This window comes from Streptomyces sp. SID13666 (assembly GCF_010548325.1).
Lineage (GTDB): Bacteria > Actinomycetota > Actinomycetes > Streptomycetales > Streptomycetaceae > Actinacidiphila > Actinacidiphila fildesensis.
Map to the genome: position 1 here is coordinate 1 of NZ_JAAGLX010000039.1, position 26,013 is coordinate 26,013.

The 26,013-nt window shown below is 70.0% G+C and carries 19 protein-coding genes and 1 tRNA gene; 12 read left to right on the forward strand and 8 right to left on the reverse strand.

Annotated features, from left to right (window positions below; translation table 11 throughout):
* Nucleotides 1-952 (reverse strand): lytic transglycosylase domain-containing protein (locus G3I60_RS33835; RefSeq protein ID WP_164608114.1); only part of this gene is annotated, 952 nt, incomplete at its 3' end.
* Nucleotides 953-1,090: 138 nt separating this feature from the next.
* Between G3I60_RS33835 and G3I60_RS33840 the strand changes: the two genes are divergently transcribed.
* Nucleotides 1,091-1,954 carry a DUF4184 family protein gene (locus tag G3I60_RS33840; protein ID WP_164608116.1) on the forward strand — a complete coding sequence of 288 codons (864 nt, stop codon included), beginning with the start codon at nt 1,091-1,093 and terminating at the stop codon, nt 1,952-1,954.
* On the opposite strand, the gene polA is transcribed toward G3I60_RS33840, so the two are convergent.
* Nucleotides 1,885-4,623, reverse strand: a complete 2,739-nt coding sequence (gene polA / locus G3I60_RS33845) for a DNA polymerase I (protein WP_164296093.1) — start codon at nt 4,621-4,623, stop codon at nt 1,885-1,887. The genes G3I60_RS33840 and polA overlap by 70 nt on opposite strands.
* 113 nt (nt 4,624-4,736) lie before the next feature.
* Between polA and G3I60_RS33850 the strand changes: the two genes are divergently transcribed.
* From G3I60_RS33850 to G3I60_RS33885, 8 genes are all read left to right on the forward strand, one after another.
* The gene (locus tag G3I60_RS33850) at nt 4,737-7,025 is read left to right on the forward strand and encodes an FdhF/YdeP family oxidoreductase (protein WP_164296091.1); all 2,289 of its coding nucleotides are present in this window, start codon (nt 4,737-4,739) and stop codon (nt 7,023-7,025) included.
* 83 nt (nt 7,026-7,108) lie between these two features.
* Nucleotides 7,109-7,582, forward strand: coding sequence for a PaaI family thioesterase (locus G3I60_RS33855; protein WP_138359385.1), 474 nt, complete (start codon nt 7,109-7,111; stop codon nt 7,580-7,582).
* A 183-nt stretch (nt 7,583-7,765) separates the two neighbouring features.
* Complete coding sequence (locus G3I60_RS33860; RefSeq protein WP_164296089.1) at nt 7,766-8,434, forward strand: hypothetical protein; 669 nt, start codon at nt 7,766-7,768, stop codon at nt 8,432-8,434.
* Between the two features lie 288 nt (nt 8,435-8,722).
* Nucleotides 8,723-9,943, forward strand: a complete 1,221-nt coding sequence (locus tag G3I60_RS33865; RefSeq protein ID WP_164296101.1) for a branched-chain amino acid ABC transporter substrate-binding protein — start codon at nt 8,723-8,725, stop codon at nt 9,941-9,943.
* A 117-nt stretch (nt 9,944-10,060) separates the two neighbouring features.
* Nucleotides 10,061-10,990, forward strand: coding sequence for a branched-chain amino acid ABC transporter permease (locus G3I60_RS33870; protein WP_138359063.1), 930 nt, complete (start codon nt 10,061-10,063; stop codon nt 10,988-10,990).
* Nucleotides 10,991-10,994: 4 nt separating this feature from the next.
* A complete protein-coding gene (locus tag G3I60_RS33875) occupies nt 10,995-12,836 on the forward strand; it encodes a branched-chain amino acid ABC transporter permease (RefSeq protein ID WP_164296087.1) in 1,842 nt (613 codons plus the stop codon).
* A gap of 8 nt (nt 12,837-12,844) precedes the next feature.
* Nucleotides 12,845-13,714: an ABC transporter ATP-binding protein gene (locus G3I60_RS33880; protein ID WP_164296085.1), complete on the forward strand. Its 870-nt coding sequence runs from the start codon at nt 12,845-12,847 to the stop codon at nt 13,712-13,714.
* Complete coding sequence (locus tag G3I60_RS33885; protein ID WP_138359069.1) at nt 13,711-14,427, forward strand: ABC transporter ATP-binding protein; 717 nt, start codon at nt 13,711-13,713, stop codon at nt 14,425-14,427. The genes G3I60_RS33880 and G3I60_RS33885 overlap by 4 nt, the downstream gene beginning before the upstream one ends.
* Nucleotides 14,428-14,490: 63 nt before the next feature.
* Here the strand turns inward: G3I60_RS33885 and G3I60_RS33890 are convergent, their stop codons facing one another.
* On the reverse strand, nt 14,491-15,066 hold the full coding sequence (locus G3I60_RS33890) for an ANTAR domain-containing response regulator (RefSeq protein WP_232484844.1): 576 nt from the start codon (nt 15,064-15,066) through the stop codon (nt 14,491-14,493).
* A 138-nt stretch (nt 15,067-15,204) separates the two neighbouring features.
* Between G3I60_RS33890 and G3I60_RS33895 the strand changes: the two genes are divergently transcribed.
* Nucleotides 15,205-15,287, forward strand: a tRNA-Leu gene (locus G3I60_RS33895).
* Nucleotides 15,288-15,398: 111 nt separating this feature from the next.
* Nucleotides 15,399-16,181 (forward strand): helix-turn-helix domain-containing protein, encoded by a 783-nt coding sequence (locus G3I60_RS33900; RefSeq protein ID WP_164296081.1) that lies wholly within the window; start codon nt 15,399-15,401, stop codon nt 16,179-16,181.
* A 19-nt stretch (nt 16,182-16,200) separates the two neighbouring features.
* Here the strand turns inward: G3I60_RS33900 and pyk are convergent, their stop codons facing one another.
* Nucleotides 16,201-17,634 carry a pyruvate kinase gene (gene pyk, locus G3I60_RS33905; RefSeq protein ID WP_138359075.1) on the reverse strand — a complete coding sequence of 478 codons (1,434 nt, stop codon included), beginning with the start codon at nt 17,632-17,634 and terminating at the stop codon, nt 16,201-16,203.
* A 160-nt stretch (nt 17,635-17,794) separates the two neighbouring features.
* A complete protein-coding gene (locus G3I60_RS33910; RefSeq protein WP_164296079.1) occupies nt 17,795-18,508 on the reverse strand; it encodes an SIMPL domain-containing protein in 714 nt (237 codons plus the stop codon).
* Nucleotides 18,509-18,638: 130 nt separating this feature from the next.
* Here G3I60_RS33910 and G3I60_RS33915 point away from each other — a divergent pair, with 130 nt between their 5' ends.
* Complete coding sequence (locus tag G3I60_RS33915) at nt 18,639-20,468, forward strand: bifunctional UDP-sugar hydrolase/5'-nucleotidase (protein ID WP_164296076.1); 1,830 nt, start codon at nt 18,639-18,641, stop codon at nt 20,466-20,468.
* On the opposite strand, the gene G3I60_RS33920 is transcribed toward G3I60_RS33915, so the two are convergent.
* The 3 genes from G3I60_RS33920 to pepN all read right to left on the reverse strand — a co-directional run bounded on the left by G3I60_RS33920 (nt 20,440) and on the right by pepN (nt 26,008).
* A complete protein-coding gene (locus G3I60_RS33920; RefSeq protein ID WP_164296075.1) occupies nt 20,440-21,858 on the reverse strand; it encodes a lysine N(6)-hydroxylase/L-ornithine N(5)-oxygenase family protein in 1,419 nt (472 codons plus the stop codon). The two genes, G3I60_RS33915 and G3I60_RS33920, sit on opposite strands and share 29 nt — an antisense overlap.
* A complete protein-coding gene (locus G3I60_RS33925) occupies nt 21,855-23,243 on the reverse strand; it encodes an aminotransferase class V-fold PLP-dependent enzyme (protein ID WP_164296073.1) in 1,389 nt (462 codons plus the stop codon). Before G3I60_RS33925 ends, G3I60_RS33920 begins: the two co-directional genes overlap by 4 nt.
* Before the next feature lie 245 nt (nt 23,244-23,488).
* The gene (gene pepN / locus G3I60_RS33930; protein ID WP_164296071.1) at nt 23,489-26,008 is read right to left on the reverse strand and encodes an aminopeptidase N; all 2,520 of its coding nucleotides are present in this window, start codon (nt 26,006-26,008) and stop codon (nt 23,489-23,491) included.
* Nucleotides 26,009-26,013: the final 5 nt, after the last annotated feature.

Here is a 26,013-nt window from a genome sequence, read left to right on the forward strand (position 1 = left end):
TCGGCCGGCCGGCGGTGGTCGGCGCCGGCGAGACGGTGCCGGTGGCCGTCGCGGACGGGCTGGCGCCCGGCTTCGGCACGCCGGTGGCCGGCGGCGAAGTCCTCGGGCCGACGCCGGCGCCGGGTGTGCGGCCGCTGTCCGGGACCGCGACGGCTCCCTGGTCCTTGAAGTGCTGGAACCAGGCCCGGACGGTGTGCAGGTACTCCTGCGAGTGGTTGTAGCCGAGGATCGCGCGGTCGATGTCCGCGGAGACCGAAAGGTCGCGGTTGTCGGCGCACAGGTAGTGGCCGGCGGCGAGGGCGGCGTCGTAGATGTTGTTCGGGTCCTTCACGCCGTCCGCGTTGCCGTCGGCTCCCCAACTGGCCCAGGTCGACGGGATGAACTGCATCGGCCCCACCGCGCGGTCGTGGACGGCGTCCCCGTCGTAGGTACCACCGTCGGTGTCCGAGATGTTCGCGAAACCGGCGCCGTTCAGCACCGGTCCCAGGATCGGCTTGTACGTGGTGCCCTTCGCGTCGACGGCACCGCCGCCGGCCTGACCGGATTCGACCTGCCCGATCGCGGCGAGCAGTTCCCAGGGCAGTTTGCAGCCCTGGTCGGAGGTGGCGATGGCCAGCTGCGCCCTGCGGTAGGCGTCCAGCACCGTGCCGGGCAGGCCCGTGCCGCCGGTGTCGATGCCCGTGCCGGTGCCGCCGGTGGGCGTGGGGGCCGAAGTGCCGCCGACGGCCAGGCCGCTGGAGCCGTCCTCGGGCGGCAGCGCGCTGTAGAACGGCGACCCGCCGTCGATCTGCGGGCCGGGCGGCGGCTTGGGGACGGCATTGCGGGCCCGCTCCGCCTGGGCGAAACCGGGTGCCTGCGAGGCGCTGAGCGCCGCGACCGCCAGGGCCGCGACCGCCGTGCCCGCCGCCCCCCTGCGCATCGCGCGTATCCGCCGTCCGTATCGCGCTGCCATGTCCGCGGTCCCTCCCACGTGCGAGCTGAGCGCGTTACCGCGCCGCAACCCCACGGACCCTACGGGAACTTCCGGCGCGCATCCACCGTGCGGTACTCCGCATACTGGTCGGAAAGGATCACTTCATGAGGGGGTTTGATGCCGTTCACCCTGAGCCACGCGGCAGCGGTCCTGCCGGGGCTGCGCCGGGACGGATCCGCCCGCGGGCCGCTGGTCGCGGCGGCGCTCGTCGCGGGTTCCTTCGCCCCCGACATCCCGTACTTCGCCGCGTCGGTGGTGTCCGGTGTCTTCCGGTTCGGTCACGTCACGCACTCGCCGGCGGCGGTCCCGACCCTCGATCCGCTGATCGCCGCGGGCCTGGTGGGCGGCTGGCTGTTCCTGCGCGATCCGCTGCTGGCGCTGCTGCCCGAGGGGTGGCAGGGGCGCGCCGCGACGCTGTTCAGCGGGGACCGGCGGCCGTGGTCGGCGCGCACGGCGGGCTGGTTCTGGCTCTCCGCGACCATCGGCGCGACCACCCACGTCGGATGGGACACTTTCACCCATTACGGGCGCTGGGGGGTGCGGATGCTGCCGGTGCTGAACACCGTGGTGCACGGGCAGCAGCTGTACCAGTGGCTGCAGTACGGCAGTTCGGCGGCGGCGCTGCTGGTGCTGGCCGCGTTCACCGCCCGCGCGCTGCGCGCCGCCCCGAAGGAGCCGCCGCCCGCCCGGCTGCCGCGGCTGACGCCCCGCGGGCGCGGCGGCGTGGTCACACTGCTGGCCGGCTGCGCGGTGGCCGGCTCCGTCGTCCGCTGTCTGCGGGAGTACGCCGTCAGGGCCCCGTCATCGCTCGGCGACGTCGTGCCCACGGCGGCCTTCGGCGCGGGGGCCGGGCTGGCGGGCGGCGCGCTGCTGTACGCGGCCGCCGCCCGTCTGCGCCGCAGGCGGCGCCGTCAGTGGGCCGCGGACTCCCAGTCCTTGCCGACGCCCACCGAGACATCGAGCGGGGCCCGCAGCGGGTAGGCGCCGGCCATCTCGCGGCGCACCAGCTCCTCGACGCGCTTGCGCTCGCCGGGCGCGATCTCCACCACGATTTCGTCGTGCACCTGCAGGAGCATCCGCGAGGCCAGCTTCTCCTCGGTGAGCGCCTCGCCGACCCGGAGCATCGCGAGCTTGACGATGTCGGCGGCCGAGCCCTGGATCGGCGCGTTCAGCGCCATCCGCTCCGCCATCTCGCGGCGCTGCCGGTTGTCGCTGTTGAGGTCGGGCAGATAGCGGCGGCGGCCGAGCAGCGTCTCGGTGTAGCCGGTGCCGCGGGCCTCCTCCACAACGCGCTGCAGATAGTCCCGCACCCCGCCGAACCGCTCGAAGTAGGTGTCCATCAGCGCGCCCGCCTCACCCGGGGAGATCCCCAGCTGCTGCGACAGGCCGAACGCGGACAGCCCGTAGGCCAGGCCGTACGACATGGCCTTGATCTTGCGGCGCATCTCGGCGTCCACCGCGTCCTTGGGGACGCTGAACACGTGCGAGCCGACGGTGGTGTGCAGGTCCTCGCCGGTGTTGAACGCGTCGATCAGGCCCGCGTCCTCCGACAGGTGGGCCATCACCCGCAGTTCGATCTGGCTGTAGTCCGCCGTCAGCAGCGACTCGAAGCCCTCGCCGACGACGAAGCCCCGCCGGATCTCCCGGCCCTCGTCGGTGCGGACCGGCACGTTCTGCAGATTGGGGTCGGTGGACGACAGCCGGCCGGTGGCGGCCACGGTCTGGCTGAACGTGGTGTGGATGCGTCCGTCGGGCGCGATCGTCTTGATCAGGCCCTCGACCGTCACCCGCAGCTTGGCCTGCTCCCGGTGGCGCAGCATGATCACCGGCAGCTCGTGGTCGGTCTGCGCGGCCAGCCACGCCAGGGCGTCGGCGTCCGTGGTGAACCCGGTCTTGGTCTTCTTGGTCTTCGGCAGGCCCAGCTCCCCGAACAGCACCTCCTGGAGCTGCTTGGGCGAGCCGAGGTTGAACTCGTGGCCCACCGCGGCGTGCGCCTCGGCCACCGCCTGCTGCACGGCGTCGGCGAAGCGCTGCTCCAGGCCCTCGAGGTGCTCGCGGTCGGCCGCGATCCCGGACCGCTCCATCCGGGCGAGCAGCGCCGACGTCGGCAGCTCCACATCCCGCAGCAGCCCCGTCGCGCCGTCCTGCTCCAGCCGGCCGGTGAACGCCGTGCCGAGGTCCAGGACGGTGCGCGCCTGCGCCATCAGGGCGTCCAGCGCGGCGGAGTCCTCCTGCTCCTCGCCGAACGCCAGCTGCCCGCTCTCGGCGCCGGCCGGTGCCAGCTCACGGCCCAGGTACTCCACCGACAGCGCGTCCAGGGCGAAGGAACGGCGGCCGGGCTTGATCAGATAGGCCGCGAGCGCGGTGTCCATGCTGACGCCGGCCACCGTCCAGCCGTGCTCGGCGAAGACCCGCATCACGTTCTTCGCGTTGTGCAGCACCTTGGGGCGGGCGGCGTCCGCGATCCAGGCCGCGAACACCTTTTCGTCCGCCTCGCCCAGCTGCGCGGGGTCGAACCACACCGCGGGGCCCTCGGCCCCGGCCAGCGCGACCTGGGTGACGGTGCCGCCGCCCAGCGCCCACGTGTCGACGGTGGCCATGCCGAGCGGCGCGCTGCCGTGCCCCTCCAGCCACTCCTGCAGGCCGCCCTCGGCGAGCTGCGCGCCCTCGACGGCGACGCCCTCGGCGACCTGGGCCTCTTCCTCCCGCGCGCCCGGATCCACCGCGAACAGCCGGTCCCGGAAGTTCTGGTTACGGAACTCCAGGGTGTCCAGCACGATGTGCAGCGCGTCGCGGTCGTACGACGCGCGCTCCAGCTCCACCGGGCCGCACGGCAGCTCCACGTCGCGCACCATCTCGGTCAGCCGGCGGTTGAGCTTGACCGCGTCCAGGTGCGCGCGCAGGTTCTCCCCCGCCTTGCCCTTGACCTCGTCGGCCCGCTCCATCAGCGCCGCGAACGACCCGAACTGGGTGATCCACTTGGTGGCGGTCTTCTCCCCCACCCCGGGGATCCCCGGCAGGTTGTCCGACGGGTCGCCGCGCAGCGCCGCGAAGTCCGGGTACTGCGACGGCGACAGGCCGTACTTCTCCTCGACCTTCGCCGGGGTGAACCGCGTCAGCTCCGAGACGCCCTTGGTCGGGTACAGCACCGTCGTGTGCTCGCTGACGAGCTGGAACGCGTCCCGGTCACCGGTCACGATGAGGACGTCGAACCCCGCGGCCTCCGCCTGGGTGGCCAGCGTGGCGATGATGTCGTCCGCCTCGTACTTCTCCACCGCGAACCGCTTGACGCCCATCGCGTCCAGCAGCTCGCCGATCAGCTCCACCTGGCTGCGGAACTCGTCGGGGGTCTTCGAACGGGTCGCCTTGTACTCGGGGAACTCGTCGAACCGCCACGTCTTGCGCGAGACGTCGAAGGCGACGCCCAGATGCGTCGGCTTCTCGTCACGCAACGTGTTCGCCAGCATCGACGTGAAGCCGTACACGGCGTTCGTCGGCTGGCCGGTGGCGGTGTTGAAGTTCTCCACCGGCAGGGCGTAGAACGCCCGGTACGCCAGGGAGTGTCCGTCGAGCAGGAGCAGCCGCGGCCGGTCTCCCGCCGTGGATGCCGTGCCGGTCGCTGCGCTCGTCTTCGATGCCTTTGCTGCCACGTTCTCGATACTCCCATGCCCCACTGACAACCCCGGCCAACCCCCGCCAACGCCCGGCGGCCGACCGGGACGCGCCGGAGCGGCCGCCCCTCCCGCGTGGCAGGATCGGAGACATGGCAGCGAAACCCCCCGCGGGCGACCCCGTACAGGACGCACCCGACGTCACAGCCCCGCAGCACGCCGCCGCAGGGCTTCCCGCGGTCGCGCACAGCCTGCGCATGGCCCAGCAGCAGATGGGAGTGCGCCGCACCGCGCTCACCCTGCTCAAGGTCAACCAGAAGGACGGCTTCGACTGCCCCGGCTGCGCCTGGCCCGAGCCCGAGCACCGTCACAAGGCGGAGTTCTGCGAGAACGGCGCCAAGGCCGTCGCCGAGGAGGCGACGCTGCGCCGGGTCACACCCGACTTCTTCGCCGAGCACCCTGTCTCCGACCTGGCACGGCGCAGCGGCTACTGGCTGGGCCAGCAGGGCCGGCTCACCCAGCCGATGTATCTGGCGGAAGGCGCCGACCACTACGTGCCGGTGCCCTGGGAGCGAGCCTTCGACATCGTCGCGCAGGAGCTGCACGCGCTCGCGTCGCCCGACGAGGCGGTGTTCTACACCTCGGGGCGCACCAGCAACGAAGCCGCCTTCCTGTACCAGCTCTTCGCCCGCCGGCTGGGCACCAACAACCTGCCGGACTGCTCCAACATGTGCCACGAGTCCTCGGGCTCCGCGCTCACCGAGACCATCGGCGTCGGCAAGGGCAGCGTGCTGCTGGAGGACCTGTACCGCGCCGACCTGATCATCGTCGCCGGGCAGAACCCGGGCACCAACCACCCCCGGATGCTCTCCGCCCTGGAGAAGGCCAAGCAGCAGGGCGCGCGGATCGTCACCATCAACCCGCTGCCCGAAGCGGGCCTGGAGCGCTTCAAGAACCCGCAGAACGCCCGCGGCCTGGCCGGCTCCGGCACCGCGCTGACCGATCTGTTCCTGCAGATCCGGCTCGGCGGGGACCAGGCGCTCTTCCGCGCCCTGAACCGGCTGCTGGTCGAGGCCGACGCCGTCGACCGGCCCTTCATCGACGAGCACACGCACGGCTACGAGGAGTTCGCCGCCGCCGCGCGCACCACCGACTGGGACGAGGTGCTGCGCGCCACCGGCCTGGAGCGCGCGGAGATCGACCGGCTGCTCGCCATGGTCCTGGACGCGAAGAGCGTCGTGGTGTGCTGGGCGATGGGCCTGACCCAGCACAAGCACGCCGTCCCCACCATCAAGGAAGTCGTCAACTTCCTGCTGCTGCGCGGCAACATCGGCCGCCCCGGCGCCGGGGTGTGCCCGGTGCGCGGCCACAGCAACGTGCAGGGCGACCGCACCATGGGCATCTTCGAACGCCCCGCCCCCGCCTTCCTCGACGCCCTGGAGAAGGAGTTCGGGTTCGCCCCGCCGCGCGAGCACGGCCTCGACGTCGTACGCGCCATCCGCGCGCTGCGCGACGGCACCGCGAAGGTCTTCTTCGCCATGGGCGGCAACTTCGTGGCCGCCTCCCCCGACACCGCCGTCACCGAGGCCGCGATGCGCAACGCGGCACTGACCGTGCACGTGTCGACGAAGCTCAACCGTTCGCACGTCATCACCGGATCGCGCGCCCTGATCCTGCCCACCCTGGGACGCACCGAGAAGGACACCCAGGCGGGCGGCGACCAGTTCGTCACCGTCGAGGACTCCATGGGCATGGTGCACGCCTCGCACGGCGCCCTGCGGCCCGCCTCCCCGCACCTGCTGTCGGAGACCGCGATCGTCTGCCGGCTGGCCCGCGCCGTCTTCGGCGACGACACCGCCGTCCCGTGGGCCGCGCTCGAAGCCGACTACGACCTGGTGCGCGACCGGATCTCCCGCGTCGTGCCCGGCTTCGACGACTTCAACACCAAGGTCCGGCACCCCGGCGGCTTCACCCTGCCGCACGCCCCGCGCGACAGCCGCACCTTCCCCACCGCCACCGGCAAGGCCAACTTCACCGCGTCGCCGGTCGAGTACCCGGCCGTCCCCGAGGGCCGGCTGCTGCTGCAGACACTGCGCTCGCACGACCAGTACAACACCACGATCTACGGCCTCGACGACCGCTACCGGGGCATCAAGGGCGGCCGCCGCGTCGTCATGGTCAACCCCGCCGACGCGGAAGCCCTCGGCCTGCCCGACGGCTCCTACGCCGACCTCATCGGCGAGTGGACCGACGGCACGGAACGCCGCGCCGACGGCTTCCGGGTGGTGCACTACCCGACCCCGCGCGGCTGCGCCGCCGCCTACTACCCGGAGACGAACGTCCTCGTTCCGCTCGACCACACGGCGGACACCAGCAACACCCCGGCGTCGAAGTCGGTGGTCGTCCGCCTGGAGCGGACGGCCCCGGTGCACGGATCGTGACTACCGTCAGGTAGAAAGCTGACCAGTACACCGATTCACTGATCCACCGACACCACCGAACGATGACGATCGGAGCCGGCCGCATGGGCGAGCAGACGAGCACGCAGTTCCCGCAGGAGATCCTGGCGCAGTGGTCCGGCCTCGGCCTCGACCTGCCCGCCCTGTTCTCGGCCGGCCACCTCGGTGACCGTATGAGCATCCAGATCACCGAGGCGTCCCCCGAGCGGGTGGTCGGCACCATGCCCGTCGAGGGCAACACCCAGCCCTACGGCCTGCTGCACGGCGGCGCCTCCGCCGTCCTCGCCGAGACGCTGGGCTCCGTCGGCGCCATGCTGCACGGCGGTCCCGGCAAGCTCGCCGTCGGCGTGGACCTGAACGCCACGCACCACCGCGGCATCCGCTCCGGCAACGTCACCGGCGTCGCCACCCCCGTCCACCGCGGCCGCTCCTCGGCCACCTACGAGGTCGTCATCACCGACGAGAACGGCAAGCGGGTCTGTACCGCCCGCCTCACCTGCATGCTGCGCCCCGCCAGCCCCGGCGCCACCACGGTCTGACCCACCGGCCGGGCCCGCACCGTTGTCGCGCGGGCCCGGAGGCCCTAGCGTTTTCGGCAGGGGGGCGGCCATGGCGGCAGCACGGATCCGGCACGTGCGGCGCCTCTGCGCGCCCGCCCACGCCCCCACTCCCGTCCACCGGCCCGACCCCGCTCCGGCCGGCCGCACCGGGGTCCTGGCGCGGTGAGCGGCATCGGCCCGGTGGAGGGTCCCGCCGGCGGAACACCCAGCGTCAACTCCCTCCACCCGCCGGTCCATTGGATGGACCGCTGGACCGACGGCCGGGTCGGGCGCTGGGCCGGCCGCTGGCAGGTGCGCCGGGCCGCACTGTCCGACCGGGGGCGCCGTACGGTCCTGGCCGCCACCGCGGCCCTCGCCACCGTCGCGGTCCTCTGCCTGGGCCACGCGATGCGCACCCCGGAGCCGGTGCCGGACCCCGGCCCGTGGCCTGCACAGGTCACCTACATCGCCTACGAGTCGGGACATCTGCAGCCCATGTCCGCACCCGCGTCGGGGGTGTTCGGATTCGTGGTCAGCGTGCGGGACGGAACTCCGGTGACGATTCTCCGCGTTACTCCCTCATTCGAGGGACTCGGTGCCGAAATCGACCCCTCGACACCATTAACGGTGAAGCAGGGAACTACCCGGCACATCACGATAAAGATGATCGTGCGCAAATGCGCGGGACTGCCACTCGACGTCGATCTGCCCGTGATCGACGTAACGCTGCGTAACACGCGCGCAATACAGAATCAGAGCTTCATCTTCGGCGGCGGCTACCCCCGCGACCTCTCGGCTTTCCTGCACCGAATCTGCCGCCCAACCCCCACCAGCGGCTCTTCCACCCCGTAGCGGAAGTGCGGGTTCTCGCTATCCGGACATCGCCATAAAACATGCGGACAGGGTGACAGATCTACGCAAATACCTCACCGAACCTCAACAAAACCTCAAGAGTTTCCATCCGGCATAACAAGACAGTCACACTCTTCCCGCACCGCTGCCCGAGTTCCCCACACAGGCCTAGAGTCACGGCCAGTCACCGCGCCACCGGATTTGTCAGTTCGGGTTCCAGCGCACGACTCGGCCTCTCACCAGAGCAGGCCGCGCCAGGGGAAAGGACTGATCGTGCGACACCGTTCCTTGCTGATACTGACCTCCGTGCTCACCACTGGGGCCCTCACACTTACCGCCTGCGGGTCCCGCAGCGACGACGGCAAGAAGGACGACGGCGCGACCACCACCGTCGTCATCGGAGTCGACGCCCCGCTCACCGGCGCGAACTCGGCGACCGGCCTCGGCATCCAGTACGGCGTGCAGATCGCGGTCGACGACGCCAACGCCAAGAAGCTCGTGCCCGGCGTGACGTTCAAGGTCAAGGCCCTCGACGACAAGGCCCTGCCCGCCTCCGGCCAGCAGAACGCCACCGCACTCGTCGCCGACAAGAGCGTCATCGGCGTGGTCGGCCCCCTGAACTCCGGCGTCGCCCAGTCGATGCAGCAGGTGTTCAGCACGGCGAACATGGTCGAGATCTCGCCGTCCAACACCAACCCCACGCTGACGCAGGGCAAGACCTGGGCGACCGGCGACAAGGTCCGCCCGTTCAAGACGTACTTCCGTACCGCCACCACGGACGCCCTGCAGGGCGGCTTCGCCGCCGACTACGCCTTCAACACGCTGCACAAGCAGAAGGCGTACATCGTCGACGACAAGCAGACCTACGGTGCCGGCCTCGCCGGCATCTTCAAGGGCAAGTTCACCGCGCTCGGCGGCAAGTCCGCCGGCGAGGACCACGTCAACACCGGTGACACGGACTACTCCACCCTCGTCACCAAGATCAAGAACTCCGGCGCCGACATCCTCTACTACGGCGGCCAGTACGACGAGTCCGAGCTGATCACCAAGCAGCTCAAGGCCGCCGGCGTCAAGATCCCGCTGATGGGCGGTGACGGAATGTTCTCCGACACCTACATCAAGACCGCCGGCGCGGCGGCCGAGGGCGACCTGTCCACCTCCGTCGGTGTCCCGGTCACCACCCTCCAGGGCGCCAAGGACTTCATCGCCACGTACAAGTCCAAGGGCTACCCGGGCGACTACGGCACCTACGGCGGCTACTCCTACGACGCCGCGACCGCCATCATCAAGGGCGTCAAGGCCGTCATGGACGCCAACAGCGGCAAGCTCCCCGCCATGGACGACGCCCGCGGCAAGCTCGTCGAAGCCGTCCAGAAGACCGACTTCGACGGCATCGCCGGACACGTGTCCTTCGACCAGTTCGGCGACACCACCAACAAGCAGCTCACCGTGTACCAGGTCAAGAGCGGCAAGTGGGAGCCCGTGAAGAGCGGCACCTACACCGGCTGACCGTCTCTCGCACCACCCGGGCCGCGCGGCTGGTCACCACCGACCGCGCGGCCCGCGCATACCCGGACCCACCTTCTGTTATCCCCCTGCTCCCCTCAGCGACATGGAGGCCATGCGGTGAACACCCTGCCGCAACAGCTGGCCAACGGGCTGTTCCTCGGCTCGATGTACGGGCTCATCGCCATCGGCTACACGATGGTGTACGGCATCGTCCAGCTCATCAACTTCGCCCACGGCGAGATCTTCATGACCGGCGGGTTCGGCGCCCTCACGGTCTACACGAGCCTCCCCGACGGCACATCCATCTGGGTCGCGCTGCCACTGATGGTGATCGGCGGCTCCCTCGTCGCCGTCCTCATCGCCATCGGCGCGGAACGCTTCGCCTACCGACCGCTGCGCGGAGCCCCACGACTCGCACCACTGATCACCGCCATCGGACTCTCCCTCGCACTCCAGCAGGCAGTCTTCAACTGGTACCCGAAGGCCGACAACGCCCTGTCCTTCCCCCAGCTGCCCGGCGGCCCGTTCCACGTCGGCTCCATCAGCATCCAGAGCGGTGACATCTTCCTCGTCGTCGTCGCCGTGATCTGCATGTCCGGCCTCGCCGCCTTCGTCCGCACCAGCCGCACCGGCCGCGCCATGCAGGCCACCGCGCAGGACCCGGACACCGCGCAGCTCATGGGCATCGACACCAACCGCATCATCGTCATCGCCTTCGCGATCGGCGGACTCTTCGCCGCCGTCGCAGCCGTCGCCTCCGGCCTCAAGTACGGCCAGGTCAAGTACGACATGGGCTTCCAGGCCGGCCTCAAGGCGTTCACCGCGGCCGTCCTCGGCGGCATCGGCAACATCTACGGCGCCATGCTCGGCGGACTCGTCCTCGGCATCGCCGAATCCTGCGCCTCCGCCTACATCTCCAACATCCCCGGAATGGAACAGCTCGGCGGCGGCAGCTGGGCCAACGTCTGGGCCTTCGTCCTCCTCATCGTCGTGCTGCTCGTCCGTCCCCAGGGCCTGCTCGGCGAACGCGTCGCGGACAGGGCGTGATCGTATGACCGACATCTCCCTCACCGCCGTGGACACCCTCCCGGCCGCGAAATCCAGGACCGCCCGGCTCATCCCGCTCCCCCTCGGCGCGGCACGAGCCGTCACCCTGGCCGGCGCCGTCATCAGCGCCGTCTCCACCTTCCTGTCCTGGACCTACACCACCGCCTTCCCCGGCGACCTCACCGTCACCGGCTACCCCGGCGGACTCCAGGTGCTCACCCTCGCCGGAGCCCTGCTCACCACGCTCTTCGCACTCTCCGCGTTCGGCGTCAAGGGCCTCGGCTGGCTGAACCCCAGCCACTCGCAGAACTCCGTACTGCTCCTCGCGCTCGGCACCTTCGTCACCACCTGGTACACGGTGATCGCCATCGCCTACGAGCTGAAGGGCCTCGCCAACCTCGACCCCGGCGGCGTCATCGCCGCCGTCGGCACCCTGGTGCTCGTGATCGGCGCCCTCGGCCTGCCCCTCGACCGGCAGCCCGCGCTGCCCGCCGACGGCGAGTTCTACGAACTGGGCCGGTTCGCCGAGAACGCGGCCGTCCGCCGCGGCTACCGGGCCCTGCGCGACCTGCGCCTCGCCCACAGCGACCGCCCCGTCAACGACCCGCGTACCCTCCCCGGCTGGGTCCAGCGCCTCATCATCACCCTCGCCGCGGCCATCGGCCTCAGCCTGCTCACCTTCGCCATCGGCACCGAGTACTCCGAGATCTTCATCGGCCTCCTCATCCTCATCGCCTTCGGCGCCTGGGGCCTGGGCGCCTCCGGACTCGTCCGGCAGTTCTCGCAGCTCACCGCCGAACACCGCAGCTTCGCCTCCGCGATGGGCTTCACCGCCGCCCTGGCCTACCCGTTCGTCCAGAACGACGAGCACTACGCCAACCTCGGCGTCAACATCCTCATCTTCGGCACCGTCGCCCTCGGCCTGAACATCGTCGTCGGCCTCACCGGCCTCCTCGACCTCGGCTACGTCGCCTTCCTCGGCGTCGGCGCCTACGCCGCGGCACTCGTCTCCGGCTCCCAGTTCTCCATCTGGTCCGGCGTCCAGTTCCCGTTCTGGGCCGCCGCCCTCACCGGCATGGCAGCCTCACTCGTCTTCGGCGTCCTCATCGGCGCACCAACCCTGCGACTGCGCGGCGACTACCTGGCCATCGTCACCCTCGGCTTCGGTGAAATCTTCCGCCTCGCCGTCAACAGCCTCGACGGTGTCTCAGGACCGAAGATCACCAACGGCCCCAACGGCATCGCCCAGATCCCCGACCTGGAGCTGTTCGGCTACAACCTCGGCGACGCCCACGACATCGGCGGCTTCACCCTCGGCCGGTACGCCAACTACTACCTGCTGATGCTCCTGATCACCGTCATCGTGGTCCTCGTCTTCACCCGCTCCGCCAACTCCCGGATCGGCCGCGCCTGGGTCGCCATCCGCGAGGACGAGACCGCCGCCACCGCCATGGGCATCAACGGCTTCCGCGTCAAGCTCATCGCCTTCGCCCTCGGCGCCTCACTCGCCGGCCTCGCCGGAACGGTCAGCGCACACGTCACCTACAACGTCGTGCCCAGCCCGTACCAGTTCGCCGGCGCCGCACCCCCCAACTCCGCCTTCCTCCTCGCCGCCGTCGTCCTCGGCGGCATGGGTACCGTCAGCGGCCCGATCCTCGGCGCCTCACTGCTCTACCTCATCCCCGAGAAGCTCGGCTTCCTGCAGAACTACGAGCTGTTCGCGTTCGGCATCGCCCTGATCCTCCTCATGCGATTCCGCCCCGAGGGCCTCATCGCCAACCGGCGCCGCCAGCTCGAATTCCACGCGGACGACGCACTGGTCCTCCCCGGCAAGGCAGGGGCGTGAAAGACACCATGACCACGACCACCCAAGCCCCCGCCGGGACCCCGCTCCTCGAAGCCAGCGGCGTCATCATGCGCTTCGGCGGCCTCACCGCCGTCCGCGACGTCGACCTCACCGTCAACACCGGTGAGATCGTCGGCCTCATCGGCCCCAACGGCGCCGGCAAGACCACCTTCTTCAACTGCCTCACCGGTCTCTACGTGCCCACCGAAGGCACCGTGAAGTACCAGGGCAACGTCCTGCCGCCCAAGCCCCACCTCGTCACCAAGGCCGGCATCGCCCGCACCTTCCAGAACATCCGGCTCTTCGCCAACATGACCGTCCTGGAGAACGTGCTCGTCGGCCGCCACACCCGCACCAAGGAAGGCCTGCTCTCCGCCCTCATCCGCGGACCCGGCTACCACCGCGCCGAAGCGAGATCCCGCGCACGCGCCATGGAACTCCTCGAGTTCACCGGACTCGCCGACAAGGCCGAGCACCTCGCCCGCAACCTGCCCTACGGCGAACAGCGCAAGCTCGAAATCGCCCGCGCCCTCGCCAGCGAACCCGGACTGCTGCTCCTCGACGAACCCACCGCGGGCATGAACCCCCAGGAGACCCGGGCGACCGAAGAACTCGTCTTCGCCGTCCGCGACCAGGGCATCTCCGTACTCGTCATCGAGCACGACATGCGCTTCATCTTCAACCTCTGCGACCGCGTCTCCGTCCTCGTCCAGGGCGAGAAACTCGTCGAAGGCACCAGCGAGGTCGTCCAGCGCGACGACCGCGTCATCGCCGCGTACCTCGGCGAACCCTTCGAAGGCGCACCCGAGGACGAAGCCGGCGCCGAGATCGAAGCCGCGGAAGCGCGCAACATCAGCAAGACGGAGGACGACCAATGACCGCACTTCTCGAAGTCGAGGACCTGCGCGTCGCCTACGGCAAGATCGAGGCCGTCAAGGGCATCTCGTTCAGCGTCGAGGCCGGCCAGATCGTCACCCTGATCGGCACCAACGGCGCGGGCAAGACCACCACGCTCCGGACCCTGTCCGGGCTGATCAAGCCCGTCGCCGGCCGTATCGTCTTCGACGGCCAGCCGCTCGCCCGGGTACCGGCGCACAAGATCGTCTCCCTCGGGCTCGCACACTCCCCCGAAGGCCGGCACATCTTCCCGCGCCTCACCATCGAGCAGAACCTGCAACTCGGCGCGTTCCTCCGCAAGGACTCCGCCGGCATCACCAAGGACATCCAGCGCGCCTACGAGCTCTTCCCCATCCTCGGGGAACGGCAGAAGCAGGCCGCCGGCACCCTCTCCGGCGGTGAACAGCAGATGCTCGCCATGGGCCGGGCCCTGATGTGCCAGCCCAAGCTGCTCATGCTCGACGAGCCCTCCATGGGCCTCTCCCCGATCATGATGCAGAAGATCATGCACACCATCGTGGAACTCAAGGCCCAGGGCACCACGATCCTGCTCGTCGAACAGAACGCGCAGGCCGCGCTCTCGCTCGCCGACCAGGGCCACGTCATGGAGATCGGCAAGATCGTCCTGTCGGGCACCGGGTCCAACCTCCTGCACGACGAATCCGTGCGGAAGGCGTACCTCGGCGAGGACTGACCCGCCACGACGAAGGGCCCGCACCGGGAAACGGTGCGGGCCCTTCGCCATGTCCAGCGCGCGCTACTTCTCCGGAACCTCGTCGATCACGGCCTGCGCGACCTGCTGCATCGACATCCGGCGATCCATCGACGTCTTCTGGATCCAGCGGAACGCCGCCGGCTCGGACAGCCCGTACTTCGTCTGCAACACACTCTTCGCCCGGTCCACCAGCTTCCGGGTCTCCAGCCGCAACGACAGATCCGCGACCTCGAGCTCCAGCGCCCGCAGCTCCTGGAAACGGCTCACCGCCATCTCTATGGCCGGCACCAGATCGCTCTTGCTGAACGGCTTCACGAGATACGCCATCGCCCCGGCATCCCGGGCCCGCTCCACGAGCTCCCGCTGGGAGAACGCGGTCAGCATCAGCACCGGCGCGATCTTCGCCTTCGCGATCAGCTCGGCGGCGGAGATCCCGTCCAGGACGGGCATCTTCACATCCAGGATCACCAGATCCGGCCGGTGCTCCTCGGCCAGCTTGACGGCGGTCTCACCGTCGCCGCAGTCGCCGACGACGGAGTAGCCCTCTTCCTCCAGCATCTCCTTGAGATCGAGCCGGATCAGTGCCTCGTCCTCGGCGATGACGACGCGCGTCGTCATCGGCGGTACGTGCGACTGCTCGTCTATGGGCTCGGCGGCGCTCAACGGGACTCCTCGATCATGGCGGGGTAATGCACCCATGAGCCTACCTAGCGACACCCGCGCGCGCCGACCCGGTACACTCCTGACCATCACCTAGCCGGGTTGGTGGAAGGGTATACACGGAGGTCTCAAACACCTCTGCCCGAGAGGGCTTGCGGGTTCGAATCCCGCACCCGGTACAAGTATCGCCTTTGATTCCAAGGTAAGCATTTCTTTGTAAAGAACGCTGCAGATGGTGAACCGTTACCTAAACGGCCCCTTTGTTCCTGCGCGAAGCCCATGCTCGGCATATGCACGATCTCGCGATTCGTCATCAGGCCGTCAATCTGGTCCGCTCCGGCATCACCAACGCCGAGGTCGGCCGCCGCCTCAGCGTTCCACTGGGCACCGTCAGCTACTGGGTGCATATGGACCGCGCCAAGCGCGGCGAATGCCCGGGGTCCCACAATCCGCTCTGCCCGCGCTGCGACGGGCGCGAGTTGGACGAGGCGGCGTACTCGTACCTGCTGGGTCTCTATCTCGGAGACGGCCATGTGATTCAGTACTCGGAGCACCGGGTGCCGAGCCTCATGATCACCTGCGGCGACGGCTGGCCCGGCCTCATGGACGCCGCCGAGGAGGCCATGCAGGCCGTCTTCCCCGACAACAAGACCTGCCGCGTCCGCAGGACGGGCTGCCACAACGTGAAGGTCTATTCGAAGCACCTGTGGTGCATGTTTCCCCAGCACGGGAAAGGCCACAAACACGAGAGGCGCATCGTCCTCGAACCCTGGCAGCAGGAGATCGTCGACGCCCACCCCTGGGCGTTCATCCGGGGGCTCATCCACTCCGACGGGTGCCGGATCACCAACTGGACCACCCGGATCGTCGGCGGCGAGCAGAAGCGCTACGAGTACCCGCGGTACTTCTTCACCAACAAGTCGGACGACATCCGCGCCCTGTTCAGCGACACCCTCGACAAGGTCGGCGTCGAATGGAAAGTCACCCGTCGCGGCAAGGACCCGTACAACGTTTCCGTCGCGCGCCGCGCGTCCGTCGCGTTGATGGACCTGCATGTGGGGCCCAAGTACTGAGCCCCACGGAGTGGTCCGGCTACTTCGGGGAGTCGTCCTCGCCGATGTGGTGCACGCGCACCATGTTCGTCGTGCCGGGCACGCCCGGCGGGGAGCCGGCGGTGATGACCACGACGTCGCCCTTGCGGCACTTGCCGATGCGGAGCAGCGCTTCGTCGACCTGGTCCACCATTTCGTCGGTGGTCTGGACCATGGGGCCGAGGAGGGTTTCGACGCCCCAGGTGAGGTTGAGCTGGGATCGGGTGGCGGGTTCGGGGGTGAAGGCGAGGAGGGGGATCGGGGAGCGGTAGCGGCTGAGGCGGCGGACGGTGTCGCCTGATTGGGTGAAGGCGACGAGGTACTTGGCGCCGAGGAAGTCACCCATTTCGGCGGCGGCGCGGGCGACGGCGCCGCCCTGGGTGCGGGGCTTGTTGCGTTCGGTGAGCGGGGGGAGGCCGGAGGAGAGGATCTCTTCCTCGGAGGCGCAGATGATGCGGCCCATGACCTTGACGGTTTCGATGGGGTGTTTGCCGACGCTGGTTTCGCCGGAGAGCATGACGGCGTCGGTGCCGTCCATGATGGCGTTGGCGACGTCGGAGGCTTCGGCGCGGGTGGGGCGGGATGCGTCGATCATGGAGTCGAGCATCTGGGTGGCGACGATGACCGGTTTGGCGTTGCGCTTGGCGAGTTTGATGGCGCGCTTCTGGACCATGGGGACGGCTTCGAGGGGCATTTCGACGCCGAGGTCGCCGCGGGCGACCATGATGCCGTCGAAGGCGTCGACGATCTCTTCGAGGTTGTCGACGGCCTGCGGCTTCTCGATCTTGGCGATGACGGGGACGCGGCGTCCCTCTTCCTTCATGATGCGGTGGACGTCGATGACGTCCTGGGCGCTGCGGACGAAGGAGAGGGCGATGATGTCGGCGCCGATGCGCAGGGCCCAGCGGAGGTCTTCGATGTCTTTTTCGGAGAGGGCGGGGACGGAGACCGCGACGCCGGGGAGGTTGAGTCCCTTGTTGTCGGAGACCATGCCGCCTTCGATGACGATGGTGTGGACGCGGGAGCCCTGGACTTCGGTGACTTCGAGGGTGACGCGGCCGTCGTCGACGAGGATGCGTTCGCCTTTGGTGACGTCGGCGGCGAGTCCTTTGTAGGTGGTGCCGCAGCGCTGGCGGTCGCCTTCGACGTCTTCGACGGTGATGGTGAATTCGTCGCCGCGTTCAAGGAGTACGGGGCCTTCGGTGAAGCGGCCGAGGCGGATCTTCGGGCCCTGAAGGTCGGCGAGGACGCCGACGCTGCGTCCGGTCTCTTCCGAGGCTTTGCGTACGCGGTGGTAGCGGTCCTCGTGGTCGGGGTAGGAGCCGTGGCTCAGGTTGAGGCGGGCGACGTCCATTCCGGCTTCGACGAGTGCCTTGATCTGGTCGTAGCTGTCGGTGGCGGGGCCCAGGGTGCAGACAATTTTTGCTCGGCGCATGTTTCGAGCCTATGACTTACTGACGGGTAGGCAGATGGGTGGAGGCGACTGTCCAACGTCGGCTGGATTAACGGTTGTTGACAAGTGTCGAACGTGCATGGCAGTGCTCATGTGAGCAGCGTGGCGGGTCCCGGTGGGGGCCGGGTGGTGGGCCGCCGGGTCAGCCGAGCGGGGGCGGGGTCATGGTGAAGTGTGCGGTGACGTGTGCGGAGACGTTCTGCCGTTCGGGTTCGAGGTCGAGGGACTGCGGGGCGAAGTCGGCCATGCCGGGGCCGCCGGCGGCGCGGGAGCTCATGGCGCCGAAGGCCTGTCGGGGGTAGGGGGTGGCCTGCTGGACGCCTTCGTCGGCGAGTTCGATGAGGGCGGTGAGGGTGGAGCCGAGGGCTTCGGCGTATTCGCGGGCGCGTTGGACGGCGTCGTGGACGGCTTGCCTGCGGGCTTCGCGGTAGACGGTCGACTGGGGGCGCAGCGACCACCAGGGGCCGTCGACGGAGGTGAGTTCGAGGTCGGCGAGGCGGGTGGTGAGTTCGCCGAGGGCGGTGAAGTCGGTGAGGGTGGCGCCGATGCGTACGACGCCGTGGTAGGCGCGGATCTTCTCGCCGCGGTCGCGGCCTTTTTCGCGGAGTTCCGGGGTGAGGCCGAAGGTGCCGGTTTCGATCTTCTCGACGGCTTCGCCGTAGCTCTTGATGAGGTCGAGGGCCTGGGTGTTGCGGCGGGTGAGGTCGTCGAGGGTGTGGCGGCGGTCGGCGCCGCGGGATCTGACGGTGACGGCGATGCGGGCGAGTTCGGGTTCGACCTCGAGGGTGGCTTCGCCGCGGACGCCGACGTGCGGGGCTTCGGCGGTCGGGTGGGTCCTGTCCGTTTCTGTGACCATGTGCCCCACTGTCGCAGGCGGGGCATTCTCCGGCGGGACATCTGATGGAAACGCCTGGGGGGTGTTGCGGGGTGGTGTTCCTACGCCAGAATCTACGCGCGTTACATCACCGGACAGACCAGGAGCCGACATGCCGCTCAACCGAAGGACCTTCCTCAACCGTTCCGCCGCCACGGGTGCGGGGGTGGCGCTCGCGGGCGCCACGGGGGCCGTTGCCGGCGCCGCGCCGGCGCAGGCGCACGACGAGGGGCGTGGGCACGGGCACGGCCCGAAGACGTACTCGCTGCGGGTGCTGGGCACGACGGATCTGCACGGCCATGTCTTCAACTGGGACTACTTCACGGACAAGGAGTACGACGACAGCACCCACAACGACGTGGGTCTGGCGAAGATCTCCACGCTGGTGGAGCAGGCGCGTGCCGAGAAGGGCTGCGACCGCACCCTGTTGATCGACGCGGGCGACATCATCCAGGGCACGCAGTTGTCGTACTACTACGCGCGGGTGGACCCGATCACCGGCACCGCCGGCAAGCGCGCACCGGTGCACCCGATGGCGCTGGCGATGAACCACATGCGGTACGACGCGGCGGCGCTGGGCAACCATGAGTTCAACTACGGCATTCCGGTGCTGCGCAAATTCCAGGAGCAGTGCGACTTCCCGCTGCTGGCGGCGAACGCGGTGGACGCGAAGACGCTGAAGCCGGCGTTCCCCCCGTACACGATCAAGCGGATCAGGGTGCACGGCGGGCAGGACATCAAGGTCGGGATCCTGGGGCTGACGAATCCGGGGATCGCGATCTGGGACAAGGCCAATGTGCAGGGGAAGATGGCGTTCCCGGGTCTGGTGGAGCAGGCGAAGATCTATGTGCCGAAGCTGCGGGCGCTGGGCTGTGACGTGGTGATCTGTACGGATCACTCGGGTCTTGACGGCAGTACGTCGTACGGGGACGCGCTGCCGTATCCGGAGAACGCGTCGTCGCTGGTGGCGGAGCAGGTGCCGGGGATCGACGCGATCCTGGTGGGGCACACGCACAAGGAGGTCGCGTCGCGCACGGTCGTCAACACGGTGTCCGGTAAGAACGTGGTGCTGTCGGAGCCGCTGATGTGGGGGATGCGGCTGAGTGTCTTCGACATCGGGCTGGAGTTCTCGCGGGGCCGCTGGTCGGTGACGTCGGTGGTGGCGGAGGTCCGCAACGCGAACGCGGTGGCGGAGGACCCGCATGTGGTGAAGCTGGTGAAGGCGGAGCACGACAAGGTCGTGGCGTATGTGAACCAGGTGGTCGGTACGTGCACGGTCGCGATGGCGGCGACCGAGGCGCCGTACAAGGACACGCCGATCATCGACTTCATCAACGCGGTGCAGAGCCAGACGGTGAAGGCCGCGTTGGCGGGGACGGCGTACGCGGCGCTGCCGGTGCTGTCGCAGGCGGCGTGTTTCTCGCGGACGGCGGCGATTCCGGCGGGTCAGGTGTCGTTGCGGGATGTGGCGGGTCTGTATGTGTACGAGAACACGCTGGACGCGCGGGTGCTCACGGGTGCGCAGGTGAAGGACTATCTGGAGTTCTCGGCGAAGTACTTCGTGCAGACCGCGGCGGGTGCGGTGGTGGATGTGTCGAAGCTGACGAACGCGGACAGCACTCCGGACTACAACTACGACGTGGTGGGCGGGGTGTCGTACGAGATCGACATCGCGAAGCCGGTGGGTTCGCGGATCACCAATCTGACGTTCCAGGGCGCGCCGCTGGATCCGGCGGCGAAGTTCGTGCTGGCGGTGAACAACTACCGGGCGAACGGTGGCGGCAATTTCCCGCATGTGGCGGCGACGCCGTCGGTGTGGGCGAATTCGGACGAGATCCGGAACACGATCATCGCGTGGGTGAAGGCGAACGGTTCGATCGATCCGTCCGCCTTCGGCGGTGACAGCTGGAAGCTCACCCGCGACGGAGTGCCGCTGTTCTAGTCGGCACGTTGGAGGCGGCCGTCCCGTCGAGGCCGAAGGTGGTGAACGACGTTCTGGCCGGCAGGGGGTAGGGCTCCTTGCCGGTCAGTGCGTTGAGGATGACGGCGGAGCGCCAGGCGACGAGGCCGAGGTCGGGGGCGCCGACGCCGTGGGTGTGGCGGTTGGCGTTCTGGATGTGGACGGCGCCGCTGATGGACGGGTCGAGGGCGAGCCGGTGGTCGGCGTCGATGCGGGGCCGGCCGGCGGCGTCGCGGCGCAGGTAGGGGTGGAGCGGGGCGAGCAGTTGGTCGATGGAGCGTTCGCGGTAGCCGGTGGCGAGGATGACGGCGCTGGTCTGCAGGCGGCTGCGGGTGCCTTGTTGTTCGTGTTCGAGGTGGAGTTCGATGCCGGTGCTGCCGAGGCGTCCCGCGGTGCGGACGGTGACGCCGGGGGTGAGGGTGGCGTCGGGCCAGCCGCCGTCGAGGGTGCGGCGGTAGAGCTCGTCGTGGATGGCGTTGATGGTGTCGTGGTCGATGCCTTTGTGGAGTTGCCACTGCTGGGGGACGAGCTGGTCGCGGACGGGTTCGGCGAGGCCGTGGAAGTAGCGGGTGTAGTCGGGGGTGAACTGTTCGAGGCCGAGTTTGCTGTACTCCATGGGTGCGAAGGCGGGGGTGCGGGCGATCCAGGTGAGGCGTTCGCGGCCGGCGGGGCGGGCGCGCAGCAGGTCGAGGAAGACTTCGGCGCCGGACTGTCCTGATCCGACGACGGTGATGTGGTCGGTGGCGAGGAGCCGGGCGCGCTGGTTGACGTAGTCGCTGGAGTGGATGACGGGGACGGTGGGGGCTTCGGCGAGGGGGCGCAGGGGTTCGGGGACGTAGGGGCTGGTGCCGATGCCGATGACGAGGTTGCGGGCGTGGGTGCGGCCGAGGGCTTCGGCTTCGCCGTTGCGGTCGAGGTGGGTGTGGTCGACCTCGAACAGGGCGCGGCCGGGGTTCCAGCGGACGGTGTCGACCTGTTGGCCGAAGTGGGTGGTGGTCAGGGTGTCGGCGACCCAGCGGCAGTAGGCGTCGTATTCGGCGCGGTGGATGTGGAAGCGCTCGGCGAAGTAGAAGGGGAAGAGGCGTTCGCGGGTTTTGAGGTAGGAGAGGAACGACCAGCGGCTGGTGGGGTCGGCGAGGGTGACGAGGTCGGCGAGGAACGGGACCTGGAGGGTGGCGCCGTCGATGAGCAGGCCAGGGTGCCATTGGAAGGAGGGCCGTTGGTCGTAGAAGGCGGCGGTGAGGTGGGGGATGCCGTCGGCGAGGGCGGCGAGGGAGAGGTTGAAGGGGCCGATGCCGATGCCGAGGAGGTCGAGGGGTTCTTCGGGGGTGGCGGGTTCGGTGGGTTCCGGGGTGGGGGGCGCTGTCGTCATCGGGCCGTGGTGCCTTCCGTGGTGAGGTGCAGGAGCGCTGTGAGGTCGGCGGGCCGGGTGTGCGGGTTGAGCAGGGTGGCTTTGAGCCAGAGGCGTCCGTCGGCGTGGGCGCGGCCGAGTACGGCGTGGCCTTCGTGCAGGAGGCGGCGGCGGATGGCGGCGACGTGGGTGTCGTCGGCGTGGGTGGGGCGGAACAGGACGGTGCTGATCTCGGGGCGGCCGCGCAGGGTGAGGGCGGGGTGGGCGTCGATGAGGTCGGCGAGGTGCTGGGCCTGGTCGCAGACGGTGTCGACGAGGGCGCCGAGTCCTTCGCGGCCCAGTGCGCGGAGGGTGACGGCGATCTTGAACACGTCGGGGCGGCGGGTGGTGCGCAGGGAGCGGCCGAGGAGGTCGGGGAGGCCCGCTTCGGTGTCGTCGTCGGCGTTGAGGTAGTCGGCCTGGTGGGCGAGCGGCCGCAGGGCGGTGGTGTCGCGTACGGCGAGCAGGCCGGCGGCGATGGGCTGCCAGCCGAGTTTGTGCAGGTCGAGGGTGACGGAGTCGGCGAACGGCAGGCCGTCGAGGCGGTGTGCCGCGCGGTCGCTGAACAGCAGGGGTCCGCCGTAGGCGGCGTCGATGTGGAGTTCGGCGCCGTGGGCGGCGGTGTGGTGGGCGATCTCGGGGAGCGGGTCGATGGCGCCGGTGTCGGTGGTTCCGGCGGTCGCGACGACGAGGACGGGGCCGGGGTCGCGGAGCTCGCCGAGGGCGGTGTGGAGGGTGGCCGGATCGAGGGTGCCGGCGGGGGTGGGCAGGACGTGGGCCGGTGGCAGGCCCAGGAGCCAGATGGCGCGCTGGATGCTGTGGTGGGCGTTGGCTCCGCACACGACCCGCAGGGCCGGTCCGCCGGGGTGGCGTTCGCGGGCGAGCAGCAGGGCGAGGTGGTTGGACTCGGTGCCGCCGCTGGTGACGAGGGCGTCGGGGGCGCGGTGGCCGGGGTAGACGAGGGCGGCGAGGGCGGCGGTGGTCTCGGCTTCGAGGGCGCTGGCGGCGGGTGCCTGGTCCCAGGAGTCGAGGGACTGGTTGAGGGCGCTCGCGGCGAGGTCCGCGGCGACGGCGAGGGCCAGCGGCGGGCAGTGCAGATGGGCGACGCAGCGCGGGTGCGCGGGGTCGGCGGCTCCGGCGGCGAGGGCGTGGACGAGGGTGCGCAGCGCGTGTTCCGCGCCGGTTCCGGTGTGTGGGATGACGGGGGCGCACGCGTCGCGTACGTGCCGGGCGACGGTGTCGGGGCCGCCGGCGGGGAGGGGTCCGCCGCGGGCGGTGGCGCCGGCGGTCAGTGCGTCGAGGACGGTGTCCAGCAGGGGGCGCAGGTGGCCGGGTCCTGTGATCCCTCCGGCGAGCTGGGGTGGCATGGGGTGGCCCCTTCGCGGTCGCTGCCTGTCGGGCGGGCGGTTCCGCCCGGTGTGCTCAACGAGAGCCACCGGTCAGGGGTATTGCGGGGCCGGTGCGGAGGATCGGATTCCGGCCGTGCGGGGGGGGTGGTCGGGGCGGTGTGATCGGGCAGGTCGGACGGTTCGCGGCAGGGTTTGGCGCAGGGTGCCCGCCCGGCCGGCGGGCACCCTGGTGGAACGGTCCTGGGCCGTGGCCTCGCCGTGGCCTAGCCGCGGACGGTGTCGTCGGCCGGCTCGGGGTATGTCGCCCGGATCTTCAACGCCCTTTGCAGGTCGTGGAGTTGGTCGGCGAGCTGGCGGCGCAGGGCCGGCAGCGGGTGCGCGTCGCGCAGGCATTCGCCGCCGACCCGCAGGGTGGACATGTCGGTGGCCGTGGTGGGGAAGGCGTGCCGGCCGGCGGCGGTGGCGAGCGCGGGTCCGCGGCGGGCGGCGACGGCGGTGGCCGCCGCGAAGTAGTGCGGTACGTATCCGTGCAGCAGATGGTGCTGTTCCGGCTGCCAGAAGCCCTGGGCGGTGGCGGTGAACAGATAGACCGACAGGGAGTCGTCGCCGAACATCGAGGTCCACGCGGCGTGTTTGGCCTGCGGGTCGGGGAGGGCGGCGCGGCAGCGGGCCGCGCCCTCCTCGCCGGAGGCGCTGGGGTCGCGGGCGAGTTCCGCGGCGATGTCCCCAGGGGTGGCGGCGCCGAGGACGGTGAGGCGGAGCAGCAGCTGCCAGCGCAGTTCGGGGTCGAGGGCGGGTCCGTCGGTGATCCGGCCGGCGGTGAGCCAGTCCCGCAGCCGTGCGGTGTCGGATCCGGTGACGGCGCAGTCGATGAGGGTGCGGGCGGCGCTGAGGTGCAGGGCGGTGTCGGCTGCGTACAGAAAGGTGCGGCAGACACCGGCGAGCAGGGTGAGGTCGGCGGTGCGGCGGGCGGGGCCGCGGTAGCGGTCGATGAGCTGGCCGCGGGTGAAGGCGAGGACGCCCTGGACGATGGCGGGGTCGGTCTCGGCGGGCAGGTGCCGCAGCACGAGCTCGAAGTAGTCGCCGGGCGGCAGTTCGCCGTCGCGTACCAGGTCGCGGGCGGCGTTCCAGACCACGGCGCGGGAGAGCGGGTCGGGCAGGCCGCTGAGGCATTCGGTGACGGTGGTCCACGACTGGTCGTCGAAGCGGATCTTGGTGTAGCTGAGGTCGCCGTCGTTGAGCAGCACCAGGTCGGGGCGGACGGGGCGGCCTTCGGGCAGCAGCGGGACGCGGGGGGCGGCGAGGTCCGCTGCGAGGCGTTCGCGCAGGACGAGCCGGCACGGGTCGGTCACGGCGCGGTCGTACAGGCCGACGCCGATGCGGTGCGGGCGGCTGCCGGTGCGGGCGATGAACGGTGCGGCGGGGCCGTCGAAGTGCGGCTGGAGGGTGTCGACGCCGGTGGTGCGCAGCCACTGCGCGGCCCATTTGCGGACGTCGCGGTCGGTGGCGCCGGCGAGGGACTCGATGAAGTCGTCGAGGGTGGCGTTGCCGAAGCGGTGCCGGGCCATGTGGTCGTTGACGCCCGCGAGGAAGTCCCTGGTGCCGAGCCAGGCGACGAGCTGCCGCAGTGCGGAGGCGCCCTTCGCGTAGGAGATGCCGTCGAAGTTCAGCATCGCGGAGGCGGTGTCGGGGACGGCTTCCGGGGCGACGGGATGGGTGGAGGGGCGCTGGTCGGCGTCGTAGCCGTAGATCTTGCGGGCGATGGCGAAGTCGGTCCAGGTGCTGGTGAAGCCGGTGGCTTCGGCGAGCACCTGGTAGCCGAGGTACTCGGCGAAGGACTCGTTGAGCCAGATGTCGTCCCACCAGCGCAGGGTGACGAGGTCGCCGAACCACATGTGGGCCATTTCGTGGGCGATGACGACGGCCCGGCTCTGGCGTTCGGTGTGGGTGACGGCGGAGCGGTAGACGTATTCGTCGCGGAGGGTGACGAGGCCGGGGTTCTCCATGGCGCCCCAGTTGAGCTCCGGGACGAACGCCTGGTCGTAGGAGTCGAAGGCGTAGGGCTCGTCGAAGATCTCGTGGTACCGGTCGAAGCAGCGGCGGGTGGTGTCGAGGAGCTCGGCCGCGTTGCTCTCCAGGTGCGGTCCCAGGCTCTTGCGGGCGTGCAGGCCGAAGGGCAGTCCGGCGTGTTCGGTGCGGATGCTGTACCAGGGGCCCGCGGCGACCGCGAGGAGGTAGGTGCTGATGGGCGGTGTCGTGGCGAGCTGCCAGTGCCCTTCGCCGGCGCGGGTGCGCTGCGCTATGCCGTTGCCGAGGACGGTCCAGGCGGGCGGGGCGGTGACGGTGACGTCGAAGACGGCCTTGAGGTCGGGCTGGTCGAACGTGGCGGCGAACGCGGGGCTGTGGTCGAGGCCGAGCTGGGAGTACGTGTAGACCTCGCCGTCGGCGGGGTCGGTGAAGCGGTGCATGCCTTCGCCGGTGCGGGAGTAGTGCATGTCCGCGTCGATCCGCAGTTCGTTGTCGGCCCGCAGCCCGGTGAGCGGGAGCCGGCCGTCGTCCAGGGTGCCGGGGTCGAGCGCGTGGCCGTTGAGTGCGGCGCTGTGCAGTGCGGCGGGCCTGAGGTCGATGAAGGTGGCGGCGCCGGCTTCACGCGCGCTGAAGCGGATCACCGTGGTGGAGCGGAAGGTCGCGTCGCCGCGGGTGAGGTCCAGGTGGATCGCGTAATGGTGAACGTCGATCAGGCGGGCGCGGGTCTCGGCCTCGGCGCGAGTCAGGGCTGGCATGCCGG